The organism is Coleofasciculus sp. C1-SOL-03, assembly GCF_040220555.1.
GTDB lineage: Bacteria > Cyanobacteriota > Cyanobacteriia > Cyanobacteriales > Coleofasciculaceae > Coleofasciculus.
Map to the genome: position 1 here is coordinate 1 of NZ_JAVJUO010000197.1, position 24,815 is coordinate 24,815.

The window sequence follows — 24,815 nt, forward strand, 5'->3', positions numbered from 1 at the left end:
TACTCGCGCTTTTATTTCCGTGATTGTGGGCGCTTTTCTGGCAGTGTTGATTCTCTGCTGGATACATGTTTTTGTCCGGATTCTGGTGCTGCTATCAGGCGGGGCGTTGGTGAGGTTAGATTTGCAAGTTGCCAAGTTCGGGGTTTGGGAAGCCTTTAGTGTGTTGTTGGTCTTTTCCCTGGTGGGTTATGGATTTGGCATCATCGCACAGCATATCGTCAGCAGTATTTTTTGAAGTTTGATAACAGACAGCCAGTATGATACTATATGGTCATTTTGGCTTAAATTTACTCATATTGGCGATAATCCTTTGAGAGATGCCTTTAAGCGACTTGTATTACATAAAAACACGAAGCAGGAAGTATGCAGATAATGGCAGCATTCCCTCTATACTCAACAGAGCCGGACAAAGGCTTTTTGATGTCGAAGCCTATCTGGGAGCAAGTGTTTTTATGTAATCCAAGTCGCTTAACGGCTTCTCTCAAAGGAATATCGCCAATATGAGTAAATTTAAGCCAATATGACCATATAGTATCATACTGGCTGTCTGTTATCAACCTCCACAGGTTATCGTCAAAACCGATTTAAAATACGTTATTGATAAATAAGGGCGAATACCCATCCCCACTGTAGGATAAAGAAGACGTTGTGTCTAGTTCGCTTAACCGAATCCTAGTTTTCACGCTTGTTGACTTGAATCAGTATCTGCGTATTTATACTCAAAGCCAGTGATAACTTGAAAGTCAGTGATTCAGTTGAACCGGGGATGAGCTACTCTTGTGACAACTGTACTTGAGGATACATGGCACTAACCATCATCCTCTAAAAGTGGTAATCTGGCGACTCTAGAAATGAAAGTCCAGGTTTCCACCAATACAGCGTTGTCCTTATTCCATCTCAAGTTCCGGTTCTCGTTGAGCAAAGTAGTTACTCAAGAAGGTATTAACCAGAGATAGGACAATCGGACCGAAAATAAACGCGGGTAAGCCCTGAACGGCAAATCCAGGTACAGCTACAGCAGCTAACCAAAAACACAATCCATTGACCACCAAAGAAAATAATCCGAGTGTCACGATATTCAATGGGAGAGATAGCACAGACAGAATTGGCTTGATAAATGAGTTCACCACGCCAATGGATGCAGCCCCTAATAAAGCCGCTATAAACGTGGCTAGGTCAACACCTGGAACAATTAGATCAACAACCAATAAGCTCAAGGCTGTAGCTAACAAGGTAAAAAAGAATGCCTTCATAAATTTTTCCTCACTTGTAATCTTCAAATATCTGAAAAAACGATACTACCATTAGTATCTATCTCCATGGGTCTGATTGTCATCTCTACAGAGATAGATTTTGCCACCTGTTAGATTAGCTGGCTTTAGTCTGTTGGATTTCACGTCGTTCAACCCAACCTACCCCAGTGATACACAGGAGGAGGTGATTCACCTTGCCCACCCAACAATTATAAAAAAATCATCCTCTAGATGGAGGTTAATAACCGAGTTTAGCCGTTAAGCTTTATAGAGTAACCGACAAACTTAATTTATTAATCCTTATGAAATTACTCCGAATAGTTTTGGGAATCCTGCTCCCACCTGTGGGTGTTTTTATGACCACAGGAATTAGTTCAGCCTTTTTAATTAACATTTTGTTAACTTTACTGGGTTGGCTTCCTGGTTCCATTCATGCGATTTGGGTCATTGTCAAACATGAAGAAAGATACGCTTAATACCACATACCGCCACCTTGTCTTGTATAGACGTGCCAGCCATGGCACGTCTCTTTTTTAGTCTTGCTGCATCGGCATGAAGATGGTTAAGCCTCCAGGAATACAGTCCACATGAATTGGAGTTTCGCCAATAATTTCTCCATCCAAGACAATTTTCTGGGCAGGTTGCGTGGTCACTTTAACGTAGCGAGTTCGGATATACTTAATATCCTCATGGTCTGCACTTTCCCCCAAAATAGCCGATTGTAAGAGTTCATAAGAGGCGGCGATTACATTGGTTTTATCTTTGGGAGTGACGACAGTTAAATCCAGAAGTCCATCATCATAAACAATACCAGCCGGTCCTTGAGCCAAAATTGATGTCGGCGGTGCGGCATTAGCTACCGTTACTGCCGTTGCTGTAATGGTAACAGTATTCTCGTCAGTCTCAATTTTTGCCTCAAAGGGTTCCAACTCATTGAGATTTTGTAGTCCTGATACGACATAAGCAAGCATACCAAAATTATTTTTTAGCTCTCGATCTGCCTCTTCAACGGTTTTAGCTTCAAAGCCAATTCCGGCTAGCAGTACCATTGGCTTGCCATTACATCGACCCATATCAATTTTCTTGGTTTTTCCGTCTAAAATCGTTTGACACGCTGCTTTAATCGTGTCATGAATTCCCAAAGCTGAGGCAATAGCGTTAGCCGTCCCCCGGGGAATAATACCCAAGGGAATATCGGTTTCCACCAGTGCGCCAGCCGCCGCCGAGAGCGTCCCGTCCCCTCCAGAGGCAATGATAGTCTGAACACCTCGCTCAACGGCAGTTTTTGTCAGTTGACCCGCATCCTTTTCTGGCGTGGTGCATTGAACATCGAGTTCAATCTCTGGCTCCAAAATACTAACGATTTTCTTTAAATCTTTGTCGGGGTCGCTTTGACCAGCCACAGGATTAAAAATTAGGCACGCTGAACGAGTCATGACTATTAATATACTGCCTCAATAGTTTTGAGTGGAATAGGGGCTATGTAAAATTAACGCCGTCGTTAAATTAGGCTTATACTATTTTAATAGTTTGTTCAAAATCAAGCTATGTATAATAATACCTATTCCTAAAGAAGTACTTCTGTAGCTAGACGTATAAGTCTACTTAATTCGATATACTCTTGGATGTAGAAGTTACCTAAATAAATCAATATGAGTACTGAAGATCGAATGAAAGCCACAGCCAAAAATCTTGAAGGGAAAGCCCAAGAAGCCATGGGAGCGATTACGGGTGATCCAGAAGATAAGGCGGAAGGTCAAGCCAAACAAACTGAGGCTCAAGTGCGACATTCGGTAGAAAATGTAAAAGAGAAAGTCAAGAAAAAAATTGACTAATCTGTGTAATTTTTTATACCAAGTAGGGGCAATTGATGAATTGCCTCTACGATTACTCAAGCCTCGATAGATAAAAAACTAAATAAAATAGCTAGCGGGACGTTAGCACTACTTTTTCTCATTCCCTGTTCCCTATTCCCTATTCCCTATTCCCTGTTCCCTATTCCCTGTTCCCTGTTCCCTGTTCCCTCCCCTCACATCCGACGGATTTTCCTACCAATCATCTTACCTAAGCCACCTAGGGGCCAAGACAGCAACAGCAGTACGGGAATAATCTCTAAACGTCCCATCCACATGAAAAGAATCAACGTCAACTTACCTAGCCACGGTAAATTAGGATGGGTGATGCCTGTAGACAAACCGACACTTCCCAGGGCTGAGGCGGCTTCAAAGATAATGTCACTTAAACTATATTGAGGTGTGACGATATGGAGTAAAATCACAACACCGATCGCGATTGAACTTACCCAAAGTATTGCCAGAACAGCCGCCGACTCAATCCGACGATTCGCTTCATTTTCCTTAATGACTTTGCCATCTAATTTATAGCGCATCATCTGATGGGGTTTTAGGGTAATGCGTTGAAAGCGCCACAGAATCCCTTTGAACAACGATACAACCCGAGTTAGTTTCAACCCACCCACTGTAGAACCGGAAGCCCCACCGCAAATCATGCCGAATGTTAATAACAATTTGGTTGTGGGACTCCACAATCGCAAGTTTGTCGTACTAAAACCACAAGTTCCGAAGGCTGAAGCCCACTGGAATATACTATCAATCCACCGAATTTGACCTCTAAACCAATAGTCTTCGAGAACCAGGATCACGATCCCCCCAGCTAGCAGTATCCACAGCGCCCGATGTTGAGTATCCTGCCATAATGCTGATAGCTTTCGCTGGCGAAGCAATTGATAGTGAATGGGAAAACTAATCGCCCCCGCGATCATAATCGGGATAACAGCTAACTGAATTTGGGGACTATAGGAACCAATACTATTATCAGTTATGGCAAACCCCCCCGTAGAAATTCCTGTCATGCCATGATTCAGCGCATCCCACCATGGCATTCCAACTAAGCGTAACCAGACGATACTCACCACCGTGTAGAGGAGATAAATCCACCAAATTTGACGTACTGTTTCTGTAATCGTTAAACCAATTCGCTTCTGGCGCCCTTCAGCATAGTAAAGTTGATAAGCATCGGTACTGGGTTCCAAGATGGAAACCATCAGCACAATCACACCCACGCCACCAATCCATTCCATAAAAGAACGCCACCACTGGATACTACGTGGCAAATCACTCGATCGCAGCGCCATGCTTAGTCCTGTACTCGTAAACCCGGAAAACGCTTCAAATAAAGCATTCCAAGGTTCCTGAAAATTAAGCACAGTTATGGACGGAAGAGTAACATTGGCTAAATGAGACGCAATTAAGACCAATGGGATCGCACCAAAAAAGGGAATTAGCCCCCAACTGAGGGCAACAGCTATCAATGCATGAGGTAGGCGTGAGGCTTCTGCATGGCGAAACAAACGATAAAGTCCTTGTCCCGCCGCTAATGACGCTAATGCTGTCCCGAAGAAGGGTAATATTGCATAATATTCACCCAACAAAATGGCGATAGGTATAGACACTAATGCCATGGCGCCTGGAACATACAGAAATAAACCTAGGTCACGTAAGATTGTTTTAATATGTCGATTCACGATAACTAAAAAAAATGAGGTCTGAGTTTTGACACGTCGCTTCGTATGAGGGAACCAGTTTTTGGGTGTAGAGACATGCTTTTGAAGCGTCTGTAGGGGCGGGTTTCACTATTATCGTTTATGGCTGTACCTAAATGCAACTAAACCCGCCCAGACCGAGTTTTGACTTGCCGAGTGGGATTCAATTGTAATGATTTAACCTATTCGGTCTGACCAATCCGTAGGAAACTTCCCCAGGCTTTAACTTTTATTCATTGTCAGAATCTTCCATCATCCGATAGAGAGACTTAGCAATAATCATTTCTGGATTGGTGAGAACCTGTACTCCCAAACGTTCAAAAAGAGACTGATGATTGGATTGATTGACCATGCTAATCAGCGTCTTAATTTCGTACTCTTTGCCCAAAACCATCGCCATCAGATTCGCTGAATCATCACTCGTTGCGGCGATCAGGGCATCAGCCCGATCCGCGCTGGCTTCCCCCAGGAGATTCCCCTTGGCAATATCCCCTTGAAATACATTAATATCGTGGCTTTTGAGAACCTTTCTGGCTCGTTCTACATCTTCTTCAATCAGGGCAACTTCATGACCATCTTTAAGGGCTAAGTCAATTAAGCTAGCCCCCTCCGGTCCTGCGCCTAAGACAATCAAGTACATGACAATGGTTCTCTAAAAAAACAAGCAATAACAGATAAGTAGGTGGGGACAATTAAAGTTAACGGTTGAGATTAGGGAACAGGGAACGGGGAACAGGGAACAGTAAGGGTTTGAGGCTGCTTTACAAAACTTAATACAGTGCCGTTTTCTTTTGTCAGACTACTTAACAAATTTTTTACCTGAAAATATTTTGAACGATCAGTTCGACAATCCAAAATAAGATAGAGTTTACGCCCGAATCCGCCGATATTCTGCCTGGACAAACATGTGAATTCCGTAGGCAATTAAACCAATCGCCACAATTCCCAATAACCAAGGTCCATAAGGTTGTCGAGACAGTGTTTCTAACGCCCCGTCGAGTCCTCTGACTTCACTAGAATCATACTGACGACCTGCCTGAATCGCAAAGAAACCAATCATCACCAAGACTACACCCCGCGCCGCTAAACCTAGTCTGCCCGCACGAGTTGCCCATGTTTCTTCAGTAGAACTCATTTCGTACAACTTTAGCTTTTTGCGGAATTTAGCTTTGTAAGCTTTATAAAATTGGTAAAAGCCATAACCAATAATAATTGCCCCAATTATACCCACTAACCACTGACCGAAGGGTTGGGCAAGCAGGCGGGCTGTCCACGTTTGCTTTTTACTTCCACCGCTAGCACTCTGAGTTGCAGTTACAATGATTTGAATCGCACTGAAGGCTAAACTGGTATAAATCAAACCACTAATTCCGTAACCAATACGTCTGACAATATCGTCAGCATCATTACTTTTGCCTTTATGGTCAGGGTCTTGAATCGCTTGGACGAAACGCCAAACCACATATCCAATCAGACCCAAGGCGACTATCGCTAACATGAACTGACCAAAGGGCTGGGCTGCAATTGTGCCTAAAGCACCTTTGCTATCTGTGGTTTTCCCACCGTTGCCTAATGCAGCTTGTACCGCTAATAAGCCGATAGTTGCATACACAATCCCTTTGGCGGTATATCCAACTCTAGCCAATTTGTCGATCCATGTACTTTCATTTCGTGTTTGAGACATAACAATACTTTGCCCTCAACTCTTCTCTTTGGGAATGTACAAAGATTACCGATTTGCAGGCAAAATTATATCTATCGTCGGGATGAAATTTAAACCTCGGCTCTATATGCCAAAATGATGAGGGTGTGTGGTAAGTATTCCCAACTCGATCCCCGACTTGTTAAAAAAGTCGGGGATCTGGAGTACCTCAAGTCGGGGATCTGGAGTACCTCACTTATGCCTTCGATTCTCAATTAACTATAGCTGCCAAACGTATTGGTAATCCACGCTGATTGGTAAGGTTGTAGCATAAACGTATCATGAATATCGGGAATAATTTGCCCACTAATTAAGTCACACCACTCATCCGTGGCAATTAAATTCAATTCTAATAACGGTAATGTTTGGGACATATCACTCAAATTATGGATCGAGAAAATACTCTGATCTCGCTTCATACTCTGTCGCCAAAACACCAACAGTGCCTGATTTAATGGATGTAGTGTATACTGCGTCGCATTGGGATGAAATGCCTGCTGGCGGCGACGAATTTGAATCAATCGAGACAGTTCCTGAAACACGATCGCGTGAGATGAGTTTACCGATTCTAACTCTTCCTTTAGTTCCGCTATATCCCAACGGTGGCGGTTAATTGAGCGCTTTCTACCCGTCTGCTCCATCAGGGCGCGATCGCTACCCGTTCCCAGCAAACTGTGAATGTAAAAGGCGGGAATTCCTTCTAAGGACATCATAATCGTTTGTGAGCAGATAAAACGCTGAATTTGCCATTGATCTTCCCCATTTATAGTTCCCTTAAGGGCATCAAATAAAGCAATATTAATTTCATAAGGACTTTCTGTGCCATCGGGTTGGCGGCGATAGCTAATTTCTCCGCCAAATTGAGTCACACACTCCAGTAACATCTCATATTCGTCATCGGACAACAATCCCTCTGCCGGACGCAAACCGATGCCATCATGAGATGCGGTAAAATTCAAATAGGCACAACCCATCGGTGCAGGGGGCATACTCATCATCCAGGTTTTTAGATGATCGGATTTTCCCTGAAGTAAAGCATTCAGCAACAGCGGCGGTAAACTAAAATTGTAAATAATATGCGCTTCATTTCCGATGCCAAAATAACTCAAGTTTTCTCGGTTCGGCACATTGGTTTCTGTAATAATTACCACTGCCGGATCAACGAGTTGTAACAGTTCTCGCAGTAGCCGGATCAGGGCGTGAGTTTCGGGTAAATGAATGCAGGATGACCCGATGCGTTTCCACAAATATCCCACGGCATCCAGTCGAACATAGTTAGCGCCAATGTTGACGACATAAAATAACAGGATTTTGACATACTCCACCAACAGATCTGGATTGGCAAAATTGACATCAATTTGATCATTACTAAACGTCGCCCATACATGCTTTTCGCCGTTTACGGTATCCACTTTGACCAATAAAGGGCTACTCCGGGGACGCACCACTTGGGATAAATCAGTCGTTGGGTCAACTTCAATAAAATAATTACACCCCGGTTTAAGTCCCTGTTTAAACTGTTCAAACCAGGCACTTTGACTAGAAACATGGTTGAGGACTAAATCCAGCATCAAATCAAAGGGTTGGGCAATGGATTTGATATCTTCCCAGGAACCCAATTCTGGATTAACCTTGAGATAATCAATGATGGCAAATCCATCATCGGAACTGTAGGGACAAACGGGTAAAATATGAACGCCAGTTATTGTATCCTGAAGATAGTGTTCGAGAAACTGTTTCAGTGTCACCAATGGTTTTTGATCACCCTGACGATAGATACTGTCGCCATAGGTAATCAGTAGTATCTGCTGCTCATTCCATTTATCGGGATTTTTCGCTCCTGAATCGCAACAGTGGGGGTGCAGCAATTGTAATAAGTGAGCCGCTAGTTGCTCGATATCAGTCTCTGGATAGATGACTTCTAGTAGCGGCTTGATGCGTGACTTAAAAGAGTTGACCAGTTGGCTTGACGGCGACATAAGGTTCCAACACAGATCATCGGGACATAGTTTGTTGGGAGGATATCACACCCAGGGAGGGTTTATGGCACTAAAGTGCCTACTACAGACCTTTATGGCACTAAAGTGCCTACTACGAACCTTTATGGCACTAAAGTGCCTACTACGAACGAACCCTGTTCCAAATTTGTATAGATTATCACAGCATAATTTTCAAATTAATTGAATAATCAAACGGTTGTGCAGAGGTGTCATCAGTCTGATGGACTATAAGCAAGAATTAATTACAACGATTCATGACTTTGGCTGTAATCTGGATGCGCTTGTAACCCGATTGACCCGCTTCAGTGAAGAATCGCCCACGGCGGTGTTAATTCCAGCGCTCTACGAGGAACTCAAACGACCCGCGTTAACTAAAATTCGCGATCATCTCGCTACTTGCAAGTTTGTCAAGACGGTTATTGTTTGTGTGAATGCGCCAACGGTGACTGATTATGCCAAAACCTTACAATTTTTTCAAACCCTACCGCAAACTACGCTAATTATTTGGGAAAATGGTCCACGAATTACTCAGCTTCTAACCGATGTGCGGGAGAGGGGGTTAGATTTACTCAAGTATAAGGGTAAGGGGTTAGCGGTTTGGTTAGGGTTAGGCGTAGCGTCTCTGAGTGCTGATGCGATCGCACTCCATGATGCTGATATTATTACCTATGATTGTTCCTATCCACTCAAACTGCTGTATCCCCTGCTGGATAAGGAATTCGGCATTGCCTTTAATAAAGCCTACTATACCCGTTTAGGCAATTATCCCCAGAGTTTTCATGGACGAGTGGTGCGTTTGTTTATTGCGCCGTTACTCAATGTGTTAAAGGATGTATTCGGCGAAAAGGACTACTTAAGCTACCTGAGTGCTTATCGTTACCCTCTAGCTGGCGAATTTGCTTTGACTAGCGATTTAGCCCTACACACGCGCATTCCGGCAAATTGGGGTTTAGAAATTGGCTTACTTGCCGAAGTCTATCGCAGTATGCCATCTAAACGCATTGCTCAAGTCGATTTAGGTATTTTTGACCACAAACATCAACCCTTGGGTGACGATGTAAATTCGGGGTTGCAAAAAATGTGTCGCGATATTTTCCGTTCCATCCTGCGAACTTTAACCGAAACGGAACAGGTGGTAATTACGAAAGAGCATATCCATGCGCTGCGCGTCAAATTCCGCCGGGAAGCTCAAAGCTTCACCCGTAAGTATTTTATCGATGCTCGCTTCAATGATTTGTTCTATGATCGCCACCAAGAAGAGATTGCGATCGAATGTTTTGAACAGGTTATTTCGCACGCAGGTGAGCAGTATTTTAATGATCCAGTAGGCGCTCAGATTCCGGATTGGACAAGAGCATTAGCGGTTATGCCTGATCTGCGCGAACGACTCATCTATTGTGTTCAACAGGATGTTGCTCACGTTACCGCCCAAGTTTTAGCGTCAACTCTGACACCTAAGCGGGTCAATCCCTTGCATCTGGAGTCGTCAGGATTGCCAGCAGAAACCATAGGATTGAAAAACGGTGCAGAAATTCCTATTTCCCGTTAAATGGATCTGTAGGCAGTTTCATTGGTTGAGTCGGTTGGTTTAGTTTGGGTAGGTAAGAGACTCAAATCCTAAACTCATGATTCATATTGATGATGATCCGACTAAACCCCAGACTCGATACACCCTAATCAAGATAGGCGCCGCCATAAGTGCGATCGCGGCTATTCTAGCTGTTATCCTAGCGATTTGGTGGGCATTCCGCACGCCATCAGAATCTCCGGTATCTCCATCCAATGTCTCACCCGCCTCACCCTCTCCACCCACTTCGCCACTGACTCCGGAGTTGGTTCCACCCCCTTCCGCGTCACCGGAGTTATCCGGAGAACCAACAAATCCAGAAAATCGTAATTGATGCTTTTATCTTCTTCAAGAAGTTAAGTTGCTTTTTCTGCTTCTCCTGCTTCTCCTCTTTCTGGTGTTGGACTTCGATGACGGTGTGTACATTCCCTCGTGGGGCAAAATCGCCTTTTATCGTTACCTCTAAAGGATCACAGGCTTCTACAAAGTCATCCAAAATCTGATTAACGGATTCTTCGTGAGAAATATAGCGATCGCGATAACTATTGATATACAGTTTAATCGCTTTGAGTTCTACTACCCGCTCATTAGGAATGTAGCGGATATGGATGGTGGCAAAGTCGGGATAGCCAGAAAATGGGCATTTACAGGTAAACTCTGGCAACGTGATATCGATGTGGTAACGACGCCCAATTCGAGGGTTAGGGAACGTGATTAGCTGTCCTTCAGCAATGGCACGTTCACCATATTTCATCGGTTGTGCATCTGAGACAACAGAGTTTTGAGTGGGTAGATGAGTCATAAGCAGCGAAGAGGATTATTTTTGTACCCATAATCTAGTGCAGCGCGGCTTCAAATACTAACCAGTTAACAAGCTCCTTAAAAGCAGCTACATTATGTTCCTTATAGCCTTCTGCCATCTGCCTTCGGACTTCTGGCTTCTTGTACTAGTACAATGACCTACATTTCCCTGAGTGGGGAACCTATCACCGGAATCGCTAAAACGGATTAAAGTCATCATAGTTTGAAGGATTGGATTCCCAGTCTGGGCAATTCTCACCATCCCAACCATAGGGATGCATTCCACAGACTAATAAATTTCCGCCATAGACTTGACCGTGGTAATGACGACACCCAATACAAGCGGGATGTCGTTCCGGCGTAGGATCTCTGGGATAGGTAAAGCCCATGTCAGGATCACTCGTAATATCTAGTTCGTCATACTCTAACTCGAAATAGATCTCAATAATTGGTTCAAAGATATCCTCTAAGCACTTATCTATTTCTGCACCAATGGTATTTTGCCATTCTTCAGCAAAGTCTTCGATGATGTCCGCGACTTCCACGACAACCTCATCGACGACATCTACCAGTGATTCTAGGGATTCCACAAAACTTTTAGACCACTCATCCATAGGGGGAACGGATAGAAAAAACTCCGAGTTTGGCAAATCCGCACTTAGCTAGAGATCGGGTCATGGCTAAGGGGATGTTTGTTTAGGATAGTATAACAATAGCCAATTGTGAGGGATTGAGTCGAATCCTTTTTGCCGACTGCACTCCCAAAACATGTTATATTGAACTGTTGTACCTTAAATTTGCATGTTCTCACTTATTTAAACGTAGGGACGGGTTCTCTCCCTGTTTCCAGACGTGCCTCTATTATTCACGTTTGAGCCGACGCAGTTCCTCTTGCATCGCCTGAACCTGTTGGCGCATGGCTTCAATATTCTGCTCTTCGCTAGAGGTTTGCTCCTCGTCGTCGGAAATAATTTCAATCCGGCGGGGTTCAGTTCCCGTCTTGTCAGGTTGCGGAGGTTGAGCCGATTGCTGCTGCTGTTGAGCTTGTCGCACCATATCATCAACCATCTGGCGAGCTTCTTCAGTGGTCATTTCACCACGAGCCACCAGTTCATCTGCCAGCTTTTGGGCTTGAACGCGCAGTTCCCCGATTGTTCCCCCGGCTTTCTCACTGGCATAAGAGGCTAAACCAACGCCAAGATAAAACGCTTTTTGAAACAGATTTCCCAAGTCAGCCATACTAACTGATGCTCCTTCAAGTACGCAAGAATCCTTTTCTAGGATACGAGTGACGCGGGCAAAATGCCTACTTCTAAGTAGTCGGACTTTCATTAAGGTTAACGGTTGAAATTAGGGAACTCCCGTTTACGTTGGTAACGAGAGTGCCATTTGGTAAAGGTGGCGTCGCGGCAGATTAGTGAGGTGAGATAATTGACGGGCGGCTTGCGATCGCGAAAGTCCTTGGTTAATCAGTTGGCTGAGTTCGGCTTTGAGGGCGGCTTCCGAGAGGACGGGGGCTTCAGCAGGTGCGCCAGCCAGGATGAGGGTAAATTCGCCTTTGGGGTCGTGGTCGGTGTAATATGCGATCGCCTCTTCAATGGTGCCTCGCCAGAATTGTTCGTGTAATTTGGTTAACTCCCGCGCAAGGACGATTTGACGGGAAGGACTAAAGATGTTGGCGAAATCTTGTAGGGTTTGCTGGAGACGGTAGGGCGATTCGTAAAAAATTAAGGTTCTCGATTCAGCCGCTAACACCTCTAACCGTTGTTGGCGTTCTTGTCCACTAGCAGGTAAAAAGCCTTCAAACACAAATCGGTCTGTGGGGAGTCCAGAGGCGCTGAGGGCGGTAATTCCCGCCGTAGCACCAGGGATGGGGATCACTGTAATTCCGGCTTCTATTGCCCCCTGGACGAGTTCATAACCGGGGTCAGATATACTCGGCATTCCCGCATCCGTAACCAAGGCGATGGTTTTCCCTGTGGTTAACCGATTCAGCAATTCGGGTAGGCGCTGCTGGCGATTGTGCTGGTGGTAACTGATTTGGTTGGTTTTAATTTGAAAATGCTGCAACAGTTTTCCCGTGTGGCGGGTATCTTCGGCGGCGATAGTATCGACCGTTTGTAAGATGCGTACCGCCCGGAAGGTCATATCTTCTAGGTTGCCAATTGGCGTCCCGACAACATACAGTGTCCCCATTTCTCTAATTTGATACCTGCTGACTTTGTTACTCTAGCCTTTTTTGGCGTGGGATTCTCATCTCTTCGGACTTACGCCTATTTTAAAGATAATGTCCTCACCGTCTACAACCCAGGACAAGGCATAATAGCAGTAGAGTTTATCTCTCAACCTTCTTTCTTTTATAAGTCATTAGCTAAGGAATCTGATTATGCATATAGCAACAGAAAATTCAATCCGATCCCTTTCAACGTTACTCTCAAATAAGAGCGACAACCTTGTTAACGGTTTAGCTACAGCAAAGCTAGCATTAGAAGAGTTGTCTGAATCCGGCACAGGGCAATTATCTAGAGAGGAAATCAGAGATGACTTGATCAAGCTTGTAGAAACTTCGGAGCATATAAAGTCAACTGATAATCTAGCCGAAAAGACGAAAGTTTTCTTTTCTGAGTATAAACCTCTCTCTAAACACCTCAGGGCTAAATATAGTGATTTATTGCCCAGCAGAGTTGTCAAAAAACTGGAAGCTGAGGACAAATATATGGAGGGATTTAAAGAACTTGGGTTTCTTGGGTAAGGATTTTTGAAGTAAAGGGCGACCCGAGCAATTTAAATGGACACAGTTGTTGATTTGTGCAAGCGGGTCGCCCCTACATGAGAATTAACACGAAGCTTATAGTTAAGTGAATTTAGGGGGAAGGGCGCACGTCGGTGCGCCCCTACCTTATCGCTGAATTTGAGCGAAGATTTCGTCTAATATCTCTTGCGCCCCTTGCTGACGTAATAGTTGAGCCAGTTCAACTCCTAAGGCTTCCGCCTCAGTCGCCTCCCCAGTCACGGTATCTTTAATTAAGCTTGTCCCATCTAAACGGGCAACCATACCTGTAAGGATCAGACTATTTCCCTTAATCTCTGTATTTACGCCAATGGGGACTTGACAACCGCCTTCGAGTTCTCGTAGAAATGCCCGTTCTGCATAACACCGTTGTGCGGTTGGGGAATGTTCAATGGCTTTGAGTACATCCAAGATTTCTGGATCATCACCCCGACATTCTATGCCCAACGCCCCTTGTCCCACAGCATGGAGGGAAATCTCCGAGGGTATAACTTGGTGGATGCGATCGCTCATACCCAATCGTTTTAACCCGGCGGCGGCTAAAATCAAAGCGTCAAATTCTCCAGCATCCAGTTTACCGAGTCGGGTATTCAGGTTTCCGCGAATATCTTTAAACGTGAAATGGGGGAAATGGTAGCGCAATTGTGCCAAACGCCGCAGGGATGAGGTGCCAATCACCGCACCTTCGGGAAGTGTATCCAGTTGCTTGTCTTGGTGCTTAGCGTGAAGTACCAGGGCGTCAGCGGGGTTTTCGCGTTCCGTGACACACCCCAAGACTAATCCTTCTGGTAACGCAGTGGGCAAATCCTTGAGGGAATGCACCGCTAAATCAATCTCCTGATTCAGCATCCCCAGTTCCAATTCCTTGGTAAAGAGTCCCTTATCACCAATCTTAGAGAGTGCCACATCCAAGATTTTATCCCCGTGGGTACTCATGGTCTGGACTTCAAAGTCCCGATCCGGGTAGTGTTTTTGTAGTTGTTCCTGTACCCAATAGGTTTGCACCAGAGCCAATTGGCTTTTGCGGGAACCGATACGAATCGTGCGAGCAGGACTGGTAACAGTGGAGGACATAGAGCGATCGCGTCAAACAAGTATAAAGAGTCACCTACTCTAGACTACCGCAGTTTGGTCACTCGTTCTGTGTTATTTGTCTTTGCTCGTTGTCGCTGTTTCCCCTTCCCTGTTCCCTGTTCCCTCGTCATCAGCAATACGTATAGGAATGAAAGACTATGATTGATGAAGGTTACGTTAAGTATCAATGCCATTGGATGGAGACAAAGCCACTCCCCTATAACCAGATTGCCGAACTTAATCAATGGCGCGATAAACTCTATCAATTAAACCTAATCGGCATGTATGAAAATGGGATTGGTTTTGGTAATTTAAGTATTCGTTATACCCCATCGGGTGAGTTTATCATCTCTGGCACGAAGACGGGCAGTCTGCCTACCTTAACCGAACACCACTATACTATCGTTACCGAGTTTGATGTTGAACAGAATTCCTTAACTTGTACAGGACCTATCCAAGCCTCATCAGAATCGCTAACTCATGCCACTCTCTACGCGGCAAATCCGACAATTCAGGCGATTATTCACGTTCACCATCTCCCCCTGTGGCAGCAATTAATCCACCAAGTCCCCACCACCGCCCAAGATTGTCCCTACGGCACCCCGGAAATGGCACGAGAAATGCTGCGATTATTTGACCAAGAGAATCTGATCACAAAAAGAATTTTAGTTATGGCGGGACATGAAGAAGGAATTATTACCTTTGGCGAAACCTTAGATGAAGCGGGTAGTCTGCTTTTGCATTACTACAATAAGTAGTCGGACTACAATGGAAAAGTCATTAGTCATAATTAATAATCAATAATTAATCAGCATACCCCCGAACGCCGTGAAGGGTCAATAGTAGGGGCGGGTTTAGCCATAATTGTAGGGGCGGGTTTAGCCATAATTGTAGGGGCGGGTTTAGCCATAATTGTAGGGGCGGGTTTAGCCACTAACTTAGCTTGTCACCGATAAATGAACAACAAAACCCGCCCTCCCCACCGATAAATGAACAACAAAACCCGCCCTTATTCAGGTAGGCGCGGGCATGAGACACTCATATCGTTGTCGGTTGGGTTGACGCGCCGAAACCCAACAGAATCTAGGGCTAAAGCCCTTACTACGAACCTGCATAAGCCCCACTCGACTAGAGATATATCGCAGTAGACTCCACTCGCCACGAATTTACTACCCATACAGCAGCTTTCTTTGGTGAGTGCGAGATCAAAACAATCAACGCTGCTGTTCTTTGAAACAACAATGAACAGTCTATTTAAACTTCCGCTTAAACCGCATATCACATTACCTCAACTCCTCCTCGCGGCTTATATTCTAGGAATTTCCCTAACCCTTTGGGCAATGCGATCGCACTATCTCATCCTATTTATTACCTTATTTTGCCTGATTCCTCTCAGTAGCGGTGCAATTCTGGGAAATCGTTTAGCCGCCCAAGTCACTCTCTCTAACAACCCTAAGAATTACCGCCGCAAGATTAATCGCATGTTTCTGGCGATCGCGACAATCGCAACGCTGACTATTCTCGGCGTCCAATTCAATATTTACCCCTTTCTCCCCCTATTTGTCCGCTTGTATCTTGCCGCTTATCATCAGCCGATTATACTGGCGTTGGGATGCTTAACCCTAGGGCTAGTCGTATCCATTGAGTTGTCTGGACGACAGTCTCGCCAACGGTTGCGCCTGCTGCTGGGAGTAGTCATAGGAATGATCCTACCATTGGGAATTATTCTGTATTACACGTTACCCATCACGGGGATAGCCAGTGAACCGTTAGTGATTGAAGGAGTGGTTCTGCAAACAACATCCCACACCTGCGCCCCAGCCAGTATCGCCACACTCGCCCGATTGGTGGGATTAGATCCAAATTTATCGGAACGGGATGTAGTCCAACTCACCCATACGACGCGAAAAGGAACTTACAAATTAGGTTCAATTCGGGCAATGGAAAAGCTGGGTTTAGCGCCGAACTATCAACGGGGTTTAACGATTGATGATTTAATTGCGGCGGATCAACCGGCTGTACTGACTGTTAAAGAACCTGTAGATGGCGTAATATTTAACCATGCTGTCGCCCTATTATCGATTGATGCAAAAGCACAAACGGTAACCATTGGTAACCCGCTTTGTGGGCGTCAAGTCCTGACGTTTGAACAGATGAAAGATTATTGGGTTGGTCAAGCTATATTTGTTACCTATCCGCCCAAGCTAAAACACGCCTTTTTTAACCGACTTAAGCGATAAACCAAGACCTTGAGTTAGGCTTCTGCCATAACTTCAAATATCTTAACGATCTGCTTGAGACGAAACCGTTTCAATTCCCGATGGATCGAGCATAATAAGACTCAGAGCTAAATTATTTGATGGGAAAATCCGGTAGCATCTTCCCATGATCCTCTCCGTCTTTCAGAACCCTATCTCCACACCAACGTTATGAAAAACACACAAATACAACCCGGGCATCAACCAAAACTCTTCCACGTTCAAACCAACACCCCTGTTGAATTACCGCCTAATCGTTCGGTGATTCACATTGGTAAGGCTGAGGACAGCATACAACCGGATATTGATGTGTCCAATTTGCCCAATTCCTACATTGTATCTCGAACCCATGCCACTATTTCCCTAGAGGGAGACCACTATTTTATCGAAGACGTAGGCAGTTCTAATGGTACATACTTAAATGGTATGCGTCTCGCCCCCGCCAATCGACATCTTCTCAATCCGGGCGACAAAATAGAATTGGGAAAAGATAGTTTAGTCACATTTATCTTTGAAGACGCCAGCAATCTGGCTGTGATCACCAATCCAGAAACTCCAGAAACTCTTAGCGAACAGGAAACCTTTGTGACCAAGTTAACGGGTACAGGGTTAATTCTAGCCGGATTCGCCTTTCTTAGTTCCAGTCTTTGGTTTTCACACTTCGCCCTTCCCTTTGTGATTGTCGAGATACTGGGAGTGCTAACTGTCAATTATGGCGGACGCAAACGTCATTTTGGTTGGCTATTGATTGCGGCTGGAGTGGCAATCGCTGTCATGACTCATCAAGTTTTTGTGCTAACGAAGGTTGTCGGATTAGTTGTCTTAGCAATTTTAAGTTTATTCTGTGGATATCAGTTGTTTGTCTTTGGCAAGGTCAAGACGGTTAATCTATTAGCGATTAAGCGTATCCTTGTCAAATAGCAAAGGTTCTGCTTTCAAAGCTAACAAAAAACACGACTTCTGCTTCCCTGTTGCTGGAAACATTGCAAGTCGGTTGGGTCGAAGAACGAGACCCAACCAGTAACAGTGTTGAATTAGACGTATAGATTATTGTATTGAGCTGTTATTAGTAATCTCCGAATTGAAAGCTAAGATTGCCAAGATTATTCCTCGTTTTCTGGTGCAGAACAGTTACAGAAAATTTGCTGGGGTGTCAGGGTAAGTTCTGGAAATATATTGGAGACTAGAGTTTGCTCATTCTCAAAAATAGCTTCGTCATAGAATCCTTCGACGAGGGTGAGAATCATAACTTTTCGCTCAGATGAGTCAATGATCCAATATTCTGGAAGCCCCCTTACCGCATATTCGGAGCGCTTGTAGCGATAATCTCTAGCCCTGTCGTCGGGGGAGACAACCTCAATAACCAGCAATGGTGGAGGCATTGTTAAAGTGATGGTATTGCGAGGACTGCCGGTGAGAACCGTTTCACCTTTCTCGGAAAGTACCATTAAATCGGGTATTCTAAAGCTGGCTCTGACACTTGCAACCTGAATTTCTGCATCTTTGTGGCACAAACGAGTAAAGGGTACGAGTTGGAGAAAGTGGACAAACAAGAAGGCGGCAATTCGCACATTGAAGTTGCTTTCTGGAGGCACTTCTACTAATAGTCCATTGACCAATTCATAACGGGTATTGGTGTCATCGTTGTAAGCGAAATATTCCTGAGCTGTGAATTTTTGATCAGATGCTTGTAGTTGAGACATTGTTTTTTTCATTTGTCATTTGTTATTTCTACCAATCCCCAATCACTAATCCGGTGTAGGTAATAGTACGGTAAACACAGTCCCTTGATTCAGTTGCGATCGCACGCTAACTTGACCCCCCATTCCTTCGACCAACGTTTTCACAATCGATAAGCCTAAACCTGTTCCTCCTGGGGAACGGGCGCGATTTTCGTCGCCGCGATAGAATCGCTCAAAGATGCGGGATTGCTGCGCTAAGGGAATACCTTGTCCGCGATCGCACACCTGAATCCTTACCTGTTCCCCCTGTTGGTCTAAGGTTACGGTAACAGGTTGATCGGGGTCTGAATATTTTACCGCATTGTCAATTAAATTGAGTAACACTTGCTTAAGGCGATCGCGATCGGCTAAAACTTCAATAACATCCCTAGTTGTATCACTATCAATCACTCGATTACTATATTGCACCGCCATCTCTACGACTTCAGCCACTAAATCATTAAGCACAAAGGGTTCTAAATAAAAATGCATTCTGCCATGATCAACCCGGGCTAAGTCCAATAAATCTTGCAACAATTGAACCGTCCGATCCGCTTCAGCGGCGGCAATTCCCAAGGCTTCCTGCTGAGGTGGCGTTAAGTTGTGTCCGCGCCGTAATGTGCTTTGTAAATATCCAGAAACAATCGTCAACGGCGTTCGCAATTCATGGGACACATTACTCACAAATTGCCGCTGTTGTTCCCACGCCTCAAACAGGCGGTTTAACATATTATCAAAGGTTTGCGCTAATTCTTTCACCTCACTCGGCGCTTTATCCAGATGCAGCCGCGCTTGTCCTAAATCGTCAGCGGAAATAGTTTGGGTGAGTTGACTCATTTGACATAAGGGTTGCAGCGATCGCTTAATATAAAAGGAAATAACCACAATCATGACGGTAATGGACAGCAAACTAGCAATCCCCAAGGTGCGAATCAAACTTAAAAACATAGCTTGTTCGCTGGTAATATCCTTTGCCACATAAATCTTACCTAGCCGTTCACCCTGTACCTGTAAGGGAGTACCACAGGCGATCCAATAGCGTCCGTTCAGCCGATAGAGTTTAGGGATTAGGGGTATCTTTGAGGACAATAAATCATTGGTGGGATTAAGCTGTAAGGCTGAGGATTGAGCCGGAATTGAGCCATCAGCACCACGCACCCACAACAGCGTATCCCCCGTAGTTAAGTTCTCAATCGCCTTTTGCATCCCTGTTTCTAGGGACATCATCTCACTATAAAGTTCTACATCATGGGGGAAGCGATCGCTAAGATATTGAATATGATGTTTTTGGGCTTGAATCAGGATTTGCTGCATGTACCAACTCGTCCAGATGGCAACAGCACTTAATCCCGTAATCGACACTGCTGCAATGCCTACGGTTAATCGCACCTGGAGTGATAAAAGGTCAAGTTTGGGTAAGGCTTTACATAAGACTTTGAGCAGACGGCGGGGGAATTTCATCGGAGTGTTGATCGATCTATCAGCATTAAATACATCCCATTTTAGAGTTGAGGTTTGGCTATTTCTATTCAAAAGGGATGCATCGGGAAACTAGGTTTACTTTCACTTAATCCGATGATCATTAAATAAAGATGATTTTTTCCTGATAGATAGATGAGTTTTATACGTTATGTTGAGGAACAGGGAACGGGGAATGGGGAACAGTGACAGGATGAGACAGGGCGGGTTTGGGTCGAAATGTTATGGGTTTCACTATTAATTTTTTTCCTCAACCCGCCCCTACATTAACGCTTATCTATCGATATTCTATTTATCAATTAACCGAAAGTTTACAATATAACCTACCGAATTTTCCGGCGCATTGCCTTCCTAATATTAACATTCCACATCGGTAGGGGCGGGTTTAGGGATTTAATCGGGAAACCCACCTCAAACCCAACAACGAAACCCGCCCTATTCCCCACCTACAATTCATCCTCAACCCAATCAACCAATCTACCTGATTTTACACCGCGATCGCACGCTAAAGTGACAGGATGAAACAGGGGGGGTTTGGGTCGAAATGTTATGGGTTTCACTATTAATTTTGTTCCTCAACCTGCCCCTACATTAACGCTTATCTATCGATATTCTATTTATCAATTAACCGAAATTAGAAAATATACCCGATTTTCCGGCGCGTCACCTTGCCGATATTAACATTCCACATCGGTAGGGGCGGGTTTAGGGATTCAATCGGGAAACCCACCTCAAACCCAACAACAAAACCCGCCCTATTCCCCACCTACAATTCATCCTCAATCCGATAAACAAACCTACTGTTTTACGCCGCGATCGCACGCTAAAGTGACAGGATGAAACAGGGGGGGGTTTGGGTCGCAATGTTATGGGTTTCACTGTTAATTTTGTTCCTCAACCCGCCCCTACATTAACGCTTATCTATCGATATTCTATTTATCAATATAACCGAAATTGGACAAGATAACCTACCGAATTTTCCGGCGCATTGCCTTCCTAATATTAACATTCCACATCGGTAGGGGCGGGTTTAGGGATTCAATCGGGAAACCCACCTCAAACCCAACAACGAAACCCGCCCTATTCCCCACCTACAATTCATCCTCAATCCAATCAACCAATCTACCTGATTTTACACCGCGATCGCACGCTAAAATGACAGGATGAAACAGGGGGGGTTTGGGTCGAAATGTTATGGGTTTCACTATTAATTTTTTCCTAAACCCGCCCCTACATTAACGCTTATCTATCGATACAGCAGTTTGCTCTGCTATGCGGTACATTTTCGATCCCCCTAAATCCCCCTTAAAAAGGGGGACTTTGATCTACTGTACTTTATTACAGCGCAAAGCGCTGTATTCTATTTATCAATTAACCGAAATTGGACAATATAACCTACCGGATTTTTCGGCGCATTGCCTTCCTAATATTAACATTCCACATCGGTAGGGGCGGGTTTAGGGATTCAATCGGGAAACCCACCTCAAACCCAACAACGAAACCCGCCCTATTCCCCACTACAATTCATCCTCAACCCAATCAACCAATCTACCTGATTTTACACCGCGATCGCACGCTAAAATGACAGGATGAAACAGGGGGGGTTTGGGTCGAAATGTTATGGGTTTCACTATTAATTTTGTTCCTCAACCTGCCCCTACATTAACGCTTATCTATCGATATTCTATTTATCAATATAACCGAAATTGGACAAGATAACCTACCGAATTTTCCGGCGCATTGCCTTCCTAATATTAACATTTGACATCCGTAGGGGCAGGTTTAGGGATTCAATCCAGAAACCCACCTCAAACCCAACAACAAAACCCGCCCTATTCCCCACCGAAAATTAATCCCTAACCCGATCACCCAACCTACCTGATTTTACACCGCGATCGCACGCTAAAGTGACAGGATGAAACAGGGCGAGTTTGGGTCAAACTCTTATCGGTTTCACTGTTAATTTTGTTCCTAAACCCGCCCCTACATTCCATCTTATCTATCTCCTCGCCAAACAATTAACGCTTCGTATGTTCTTCTAACAACTGTTGGGCGCGAGGCTTATAAATAAGATAGAACAACGCCTCAATATACCGCAACAAATCCTCCCGATCTTCTTTCGAGGTATAATTCCAAAACCCATAAATCCGCGCCAACGATAACAGGCGGCTGGTGTGAATATTCCAGGTATAAGTACTATACACCCGTTCCATTCCCCGATTGGAAATCTCCAACCAATAATCGGGATTTTGTTCACATTTAGACAGAAACTCCAAAATCTTCTGGGCAGTATCTTCCAGATTCGTGGGGTTAATTAAGAACCCATTCACTTTATCCTGAATAATCTCCAACGGACCCCCAAACTGCGTACCAAACGTGGGCAACCCGGAAATCATCGCTTCTAAAATGGTCAAACCAAAGGCTTCAAATAGCGCAGGCTGGACAAAAATCCCTCGGTGATCCGCAATCACGCGATAGATTTCCCCTGAATCCCGCTTCGGTAAGCGCACGCCTAACCAGCGAACCTTGCCGTGTAAATTGTATTCGTCAATCAGACGGTAAAGTTTAACAATTTCCTCCCGTTCCTCGTTATCTGTCGAGTCTTCCGTGCGTAATTTTCCGGCGACGAAAATTAGGTTACACTGCTCTTGTAAGTCTTTACTCTTGCCAAAACATTCGGTTAAACCGGTCAGATTTTTAATCCGGTCAAGACGTGCTATTGAGAAGAGGGGGCGCTTTTTCGGATCATCTAACTTGCCATAGACTTGAGACGGATCATCTAAGGTAAACAGTAACTCCTCTAACCGTTCACAATCGCGAGGCACCCGATTCTCGGTACGAGTATACGGGAAGTAAACCTGTTCATTCACTCCCGGCGGCACCACATTAAACTTAGGTGAAAATAGCTCAATTCCATTCACCACATGATACAAATCCGGCATAGTAAAATTCTGGTAGGATTCATACTGACCCACACTATCCGGCTTGCCAACAATCTCCTGATACGTACTGCTGATAATAAAGTTCGCCGCATTCATGGCAATCAAATCAGCGGTAAATTGGATCGAGAAATGATATTGGTCTTCTAAATCCTGCCAGTAGAGATTACTGAATAGGTATTTAGACTTTTCCAAGGCGTGGGCGACAATACATTGGGTTACATCCATGCGACGGGATAGGAGAAATGCCACCAAGTTGCCATCTGAATAGTTGCCAACAATGAAATCAGGAACCCCTTGAAATTCTGCCCGGAGTTCTTTCTCCGCATCAATCGCATAAGTTTCCAGATAGGGCCAAATTTCAAACCGAGAAATCCAGTTCTGGGTATAGTTGGGATTAAATTCTCGCAAGGGAACCCGCAATATCCAAGCATTATCGGTGCCATGAACTTTTTCTAAGCGTTCATTACAGCGGGTGCCATCATTGTTGGGAATTAACCGGGATAAGATAATAACCTTGGGCTTGACATTCAGCAACTCCAACCCAGCCAGTTTAATATCTTCTTGCAGTTGCTTTTCCAAACTCCGCGCTTGATCCAGCACATAAACTACTTGACCCCCGGTATCGGGACGCCCTAAAACGCCTTCTTGTCCAAACCAGCCATGGATTGAGACTAAAACAATCCGAAAAATCATCGGGATGCGGGACAGAAATTTTTCTAGTCCCTGGTGATCCGGAGAATCAATCAGTTCATCCAGGATTTCTAGGGTTTCTCGGACGCGACTGGCGGTATTCCCCCAACCTGCTTCAAACCCCATGTCTTGCAGCTTGAAGCGGAAACTTTCATAGGATTCATCATCGGGGCGATCGCTGACAAAGCCGAGGGCTAATTTTACCTGATCAGAAAGCTGTTGTTGGCTTTTAATCCGTCCGTTAATTAGAAGCTGAGTCCCTTGCACTTCATGGAGACTGAGGAAATTAAATAACGATTCTTGCCATTGGCGCGGATCTTGAAACAGTTTACTGGATAGGAAGCGATTCAGGAACTGAACCCCCTTACCAATGTTTTTTGAATCCCGAATAATTGGACTATAATCGTAAAATGGCTTAAAATCCAGTTCCAGGACATCCCCTTCATTGGGACGATAATGATTGACGAAGCGATCGCGCACATCGAGCAGTGTTTGAATCGTGATCGGCTCAACGGTTAAATCTTCTAGAACTTGAAACGCTTCTTGTTCGGCAATCTTGGGTCGGATGATTAGGTAGAGACTTTCCTCATCGAGGATAATTTCCTGGGTATAATAAATCAATCGTCCTAGATTCGACGAATGATAAAAATACTCCGGTTTTTGTTTGTCAGCGCAGTATTGACTAAAATCAGACAGAATATCGTTTCGCAGTAAATACCGGGGTCCTGACTGTTTTAATTGACTGGCAAATTGGCGTAAATCATTGCGTTCTTCACAATCGAGTACGTTCTGGATTAGATTGAGCATTACACTGTCCCAAGCAGAAATTCAAAAAGGATAGACGTCGAGAGGTATGACTCCGGAAAAACGCCCTACTCCAAAGCGGTAACAGCAGAGTAACCACTTTTTTTCGGGCGCGGGGTAACAGGGGTAATTGAACAGGTCAGTTCATGAAAACCTTGCTGCACGAGTGTT

Annotated in this window: 22 protein-coding genes and 1 pseudogene; 9 read left to right on the top strand and 14 right to left on the bottom strand. The window is 44.6% G+C overall.

Features of this window, described 5'->3' with window-relative positions:
* Positions 1-235, top strand: a pseudogene (locus RIE73_RS30525) (hypothetical protein); the annotation flags it as partial.
* A 652-nt stretch (positions 236-887) separates the two neighbouring features.
* Here the strand turns inward: RIE73_RS30525 and RIE73_RS30530 are convergent.
* Positions 888-1,253, bottom strand: a complete 366-nt coding sequence (locus RIE73_RS30530; RefSeq protein WP_446386656.1) for a phage holin family protein — start codon at positions 1,251-1,253, stop codon at positions 888-890.
* Positions 1,254-1,555: 302 nt separating this feature from the next.
* Between RIE73_RS30530 and RIE73_RS30535 the strand changes: the two genes are divergently transcribed.
* Positions 1,556-1,729 carry a YqaE/Pmp3 family membrane protein gene (locus tag RIE73_RS30535; RefSeq protein WP_446404748.1) on the top strand — a complete coding sequence of 58 codons (174 nt, stop codon included), beginning with the start codon at positions 1,556-1,558 and terminating at the stop codon, positions 1,727-1,729.
* 57 nt (positions 1,730-1,786) lie between these two features.
* On the opposite strand, the gene RIE73_RS30540 is transcribed toward RIE73_RS30535, so the two are convergent.
* Entirely contained in the window at positions 1,787-2,689 is a 903-nt protein-coding gene (locus RIE73_RS30540) for a YegS/Rv2252/BmrU family lipid kinase (protein ID WP_446404749.1), read from the bottom strand.
* Between the two features lie 216 nt (positions 2,690-2,905).
* On the opposite strand from RIE73_RS30540, the gene RIE73_RS30545 reads away from it, so the two are divergent.
* Positions 2,906-3,088, top strand: a complete 183-nt coding sequence (locus tag RIE73_RS30545) for a CsbD family protein (RefSeq protein WP_446404750.1) — start codon at positions 2,906-2,908, stop codon at positions 3,086-3,088.
* A 194-nt stretch (positions 3,089-3,282) separates the two neighbouring features.
* On the opposite strand, the gene RIE73_RS30550 is transcribed toward RIE73_RS30545, so the two are convergent.
* From RIE73_RS30550 to RIE73_RS30565, 4 genes are all read right to left on the bottom strand, one after another.
* Positions 3,283-4,734: a TrkH family potassium uptake protein gene (locus tag RIE73_RS30550; protein WP_446404751.1), complete on the bottom strand. Its 1,452-nt coding sequence runs from the start codon at positions 4,732-4,734 to the stop codon at positions 3,283-3,285.
* Positions 4,735-5,044: 310 nt separating this feature from the next.
* Entirely contained in the window at positions 5,045-5,455 is a 411-nt protein-coding gene (locus tag RIE73_RS30555; RefSeq protein WP_446404752.1) for a potassium channel family protein, read from the bottom strand.
* Between the two features lie 228 nt (positions 5,456-5,683).
* Entirely contained in the window at positions 5,684-6,499 is an 816-nt protein-coding gene (locus RIE73_RS30560; protein WP_446404753.1) for a DUF1206 domain-containing protein, read from the bottom strand.
* Between the two features lie 233 nt (positions 6,500-6,732).
* Positions 6,733-8,496, bottom strand: coding sequence for an alpha-amylase family glycosyl hydrolase (locus tag RIE73_RS30565; RefSeq protein ID WP_446404754.1), 1,764 nt, complete (start codon positions 8,494-8,496; stop codon positions 6,733-6,735).
* 241 nt (positions 8,497-8,737) lie between these two features.
* Between RIE73_RS30565 and RIE73_RS30570 the strand changes: the two genes are divergently transcribed.
* Complete coding sequence (locus RIE73_RS30570; protein WP_446404755.1) at positions 8,738-10,066, top strand: glucosyl-3-phosphoglycerate synthase; 1,329 nt, start codon at positions 8,738-8,740, stop codon at positions 10,064-10,066.
* Positions 10,067-10,142: 76 nt separating this feature from the next.
* Positions 10,143-10,418, top strand: a complete 276-nt coding sequence (locus RIE73_RS30575; protein WP_446404756.1) for a hypothetical protein — start codon at positions 10,143-10,145, stop codon at positions 10,416-10,418.
* Here RIE73_RS30575 and queF read toward each other — a convergent pair.
* The 4 genes from queF to rsmI form a co-directional block, all read right to left on the bottom strand.
* Positions 10,380-10,886, bottom strand: coding sequence for a preQ(1) synthase (queF, locus tag RIE73_RS30580; protein ID WP_446404757.1), 507 nt, complete (start codon positions 10,884-10,886; stop codon positions 10,380-10,382). The genes RIE73_RS30575 and queF overlap by 39 nt on opposite strands.
* A gap of 196 nt (positions 10,887-11,082) precedes the next feature.
* Positions 11,083-11,499 (bottom strand): hypothetical protein, encoded by a 417-nt coding sequence (locus RIE73_RS30585; RefSeq protein WP_446404758.1) that lies wholly within the window; start codon positions 11,497-11,499, stop codon positions 11,083-11,085.
* A 247-nt stretch (positions 11,500-11,746) separates the two neighbouring features.
* Complete coding sequence (locus RIE73_RS30590) at positions 11,747-12,124, bottom strand: phasin family protein (protein WP_446404759.1); 378 nt, start codon at positions 12,122-12,124, stop codon at positions 11,747-11,749.
* A gap of 126 nt (positions 12,125-12,250) precedes the next feature.
* Positions 12,251-13,081, bottom strand: a complete 831-nt coding sequence (gene rsmI / locus RIE73_RS30595) for a 16S rRNA (cytidine(1402)-2'-O)-methyltransferase (protein WP_446404760.1) — start codon at positions 13,079-13,081, stop codon at positions 12,251-12,253.
* Positions 13,082-13,271: 190 nt separating this feature from the next.
* Here rsmI and RIE73_RS30600 point away from each other — a divergent pair, with 190 nt between their 5' ends.
* Positions 13,272-13,637 carry a hypothetical protein gene (locus RIE73_RS30600; RefSeq protein ID WP_446404761.1) on the top strand — a complete coding sequence of 122 codons (366 nt, stop codon included), beginning with the start codon at positions 13,272-13,274 and terminating at the stop codon, positions 13,635-13,637.
* Positions 13,638-13,784: 147 nt separating this feature from the next.
* Here RIE73_RS30600 and hemC read toward each other — a convergent pair whose 3' ends face one another.
* Positions 13,785-14,750, bottom strand: coding sequence for a hydroxymethylbilane synthase (gene hemC, locus RIE73_RS30605; RefSeq protein WP_446404762.1), 966 nt, complete (start codon positions 14,748-14,750; stop codon positions 13,785-13,787).
* 158 nt (positions 14,751-14,908) lie between these two features.
* Between hemC and RIE73_RS30610 the strand changes: the two genes are divergently transcribed.
* The 3 genes from RIE73_RS30610 to RIE73_RS30620 all read left to right on the top strand — a co-directional run bounded on the left by RIE73_RS30610 (position 14,909) and on the right by RIE73_RS30620 (position 17,929).
* Positions 14,909-15,508: a class II aldolase/adducin family protein gene (locus RIE73_RS30610; protein WP_446404763.1), complete on the top strand. Its 600-nt coding sequence runs from the start codon at positions 14,909-14,911 to the stop codon at positions 15,506-15,508.
* A gap of 483 nt (positions 15,509-15,991) precedes the next feature.
* Complete coding sequence (locus tag RIE73_RS30615; RefSeq protein WP_446404764.1) at positions 15,992-16,990, top strand: cysteine peptidase family C39 domain-containing protein; 999 nt, start codon at positions 15,992-15,994, stop codon at positions 16,988-16,990.
* Between the two features lie 189 nt (positions 16,991-17,179).
* Positions 17,180-17,929 carry an FHA domain-containing protein gene (locus RIE73_RS30620; RefSeq protein ID WP_446404765.1) on the top strand — a complete coding sequence of 250 codons (750 nt, stop codon included), beginning with the start codon at positions 17,180-17,182 and terminating at the stop codon, positions 17,927-17,929.
* 182 nt (positions 17,930-18,111) lie between these two features.
* On the opposite strand, the gene RIE73_RS30625 is transcribed toward RIE73_RS30620, so the two are convergent.
* From RIE73_RS30625 to RIE73_RS30635, 3 genes are all read right to left on the bottom strand, one after another.
* The gene (locus tag RIE73_RS30625) at positions 18,112-18,711 is read right to left on the bottom strand and encodes a Uma2 family endonuclease (RefSeq protein ID WP_446404766.1); all 600 of its coding nucleotides are present in this window, start codon (positions 18,709-18,711) and stop codon (positions 18,112-18,114) included.
* 45 nt (positions 18,712-18,756) lie between these two features.
* Positions 18,757-20,190, bottom strand: a complete 1,434-nt coding sequence (locus RIE73_RS30630; protein WP_446404767.1) for an ATP-binding protein — start codon at positions 20,188-20,190, stop codon at positions 18,757-18,759.
* A gap of 2,036 nt (positions 20,191-22,226) precedes the next feature.
* On the bottom strand, positions 22,227-24,647 hold the full coding sequence (locus RIE73_RS30635) for a sucrose synthase (RefSeq protein ID WP_446404768.1): 2,421 nt from the start codon (positions 24,645-24,647) through the stop codon (positions 22,227-22,229).
* Between the last annotated feature and the right edge of the window lie 168 nt (positions 24,648-24,815).

What these genes read in the sequence shown, in the direction of transcription:
- RIE73_RS30530 (WP_446386656.1), bottom strand. Translation starts at nt 1,253, where the DNA reads ATGAAGGCATTCTTTTTTACCTTGTTAGCTACAGCCTTGAGCTTATTG.
- RIE73_RS30535 (WP_446404748.1), top strand. Translation starts at nt 1,556, where the DNA reads ATGAAATTACTCCGAATAGTTTTGGGAATCCTGCTCCCACCTGTGGGT.
- RIE73_RS30540 (WP_446404749.1), bottom strand. Translation starts at nt 2,689, where the DNA reads ATGACTCGTTCAGCGTGCCTAATTTTTAATCCTGTGGCTGGTCAAAGC.
- RIE73_RS30545 (WP_446404750.1), top strand. Translation starts at nt 2,906, where the DNA reads ATGAGTACTGAAGATCGAATGAAAGCCACAGCCAAAAATCTTGAAGGG.
- RIE73_RS30550 (WP_446404751.1), bottom strand. Translation starts at nt 4,734, where the DNA reads ATGGCATTAGTGTCTATACCTATCGCCATTTTGTTGGGTGAATATTAT.
- RIE73_RS30555 (WP_446404752.1), bottom strand. Translation starts at nt 5,455, where the DNA reads ATGTACTTGATTGTCTTAGGCGCAGGACCGGAGGGGGCTAGCTTAATT.
- RIE73_RS30560 (WP_446404753.1), bottom strand. Translation starts at nt 6,499, where the DNA reads ATGTCTCAAACACGAAATGAAAGTACATGGATCGACAAATTGGCTAGA.
- RIE73_RS30565 (WP_446404754.1), bottom strand. Translation starts at nt 8,496, where the DNA reads ATGTCGCCGTCAAGCCAACTGGTCAACTCTTTTAAGTCACGCATCAAG.
- RIE73_RS30570 (WP_446404755.1), top strand. Translation starts at nt 8,738, where the DNA reads ATGGACTATAAGCAAGAATTAATTACAACGATTCATGACTTTGGCTGT.
- RIE73_RS30575 (WP_446404756.1), top strand. Translation starts at nt 10,143, where the DNA reads ATGATTCATATTGATGATGATCCGACTAAACCCCAGACTCGATACACC.
- queF (WP_446404757.1), bottom strand. Translation starts at nt 10,886, where the DNA reads ATGACTCATCTACCCACTCAAAACTCTGTTGTCTCAGATGCACAACCG.
- RIE73_RS30585 (WP_446404758.1), bottom strand. Translation starts at nt 11,499, where the DNA reads ATGGATGAGTGGTCTAAAAGTTTTGTGGAATCCCTAGAATCACTGGTA.
- RIE73_RS30590 (WP_446404759.1), bottom strand. Translation starts at nt 12,124, where the DNA reads ATGGCTGACTTGGGAAATCTGTTTCAAAAAGCGTTTTATCTTGGCGTT.
- rsmI (WP_446404760.1), bottom strand. Translation starts at nt 13,081, where the DNA reads ATGGGGACACTGTATGTTGTCGGGACGCCAATTGGCAACCTAGAAGAT.
- RIE73_RS30600 (WP_446404761.1), top strand. Translation starts at nt 13,272, where the DNA reads ATGCATATAGCAACAGAAAATTCAATCCGATCCCTTTCAACGTTACTC.
- hemC (WP_446404762.1), bottom strand. Translation starts at nt 14,750, where the DNA reads ATGTCCTCCACTGTTACCAGTCCTGCTCGCACGATTCGTATCGGTTCC.
- RIE73_RS30610 (WP_446404763.1), top strand. Translation starts at nt 14,909, where the DNA reads ATGATTGATGAAGGTTACGTTAAGTATCAATGCCATTGGATGGAGACA.
- RIE73_RS30615 (WP_446404764.1), top strand. Translation starts at nt 15,992, where the DNA reads ATGAACAGTCTATTTAAACTTCCGCTTAAACCGCATATCACATTACCT.
- RIE73_RS30620 (WP_446404765.1), top strand. Translation starts at nt 17,180, where the DNA reads ATGAAAAACACACAAATACAACCCGGGCATCAACCAAAACTCTTCCAC.
- RIE73_RS30625 (WP_446404766.1), bottom strand. Translation starts at nt 18,711, where the DNA reads ATGTCTCAACTACAAGCATCTGATCAAAAATTCACAGCTCAGGAATAT.
- RIE73_RS30630 (WP_446404767.1), bottom strand. Translation starts at nt 20,190, where the DNA reads ATGAAATTCCCCCGCCGTCTGCTCAAAGTCTTATGTAAAGCCTTACCC.
- RIE73_RS30635 (WP_446404768.1), bottom strand. Translation starts at nt 24,647, where the DNA reads ATGCTCAATCTAATCCAGAACGTACTCGATTGTGAAGAACGCAATGAT.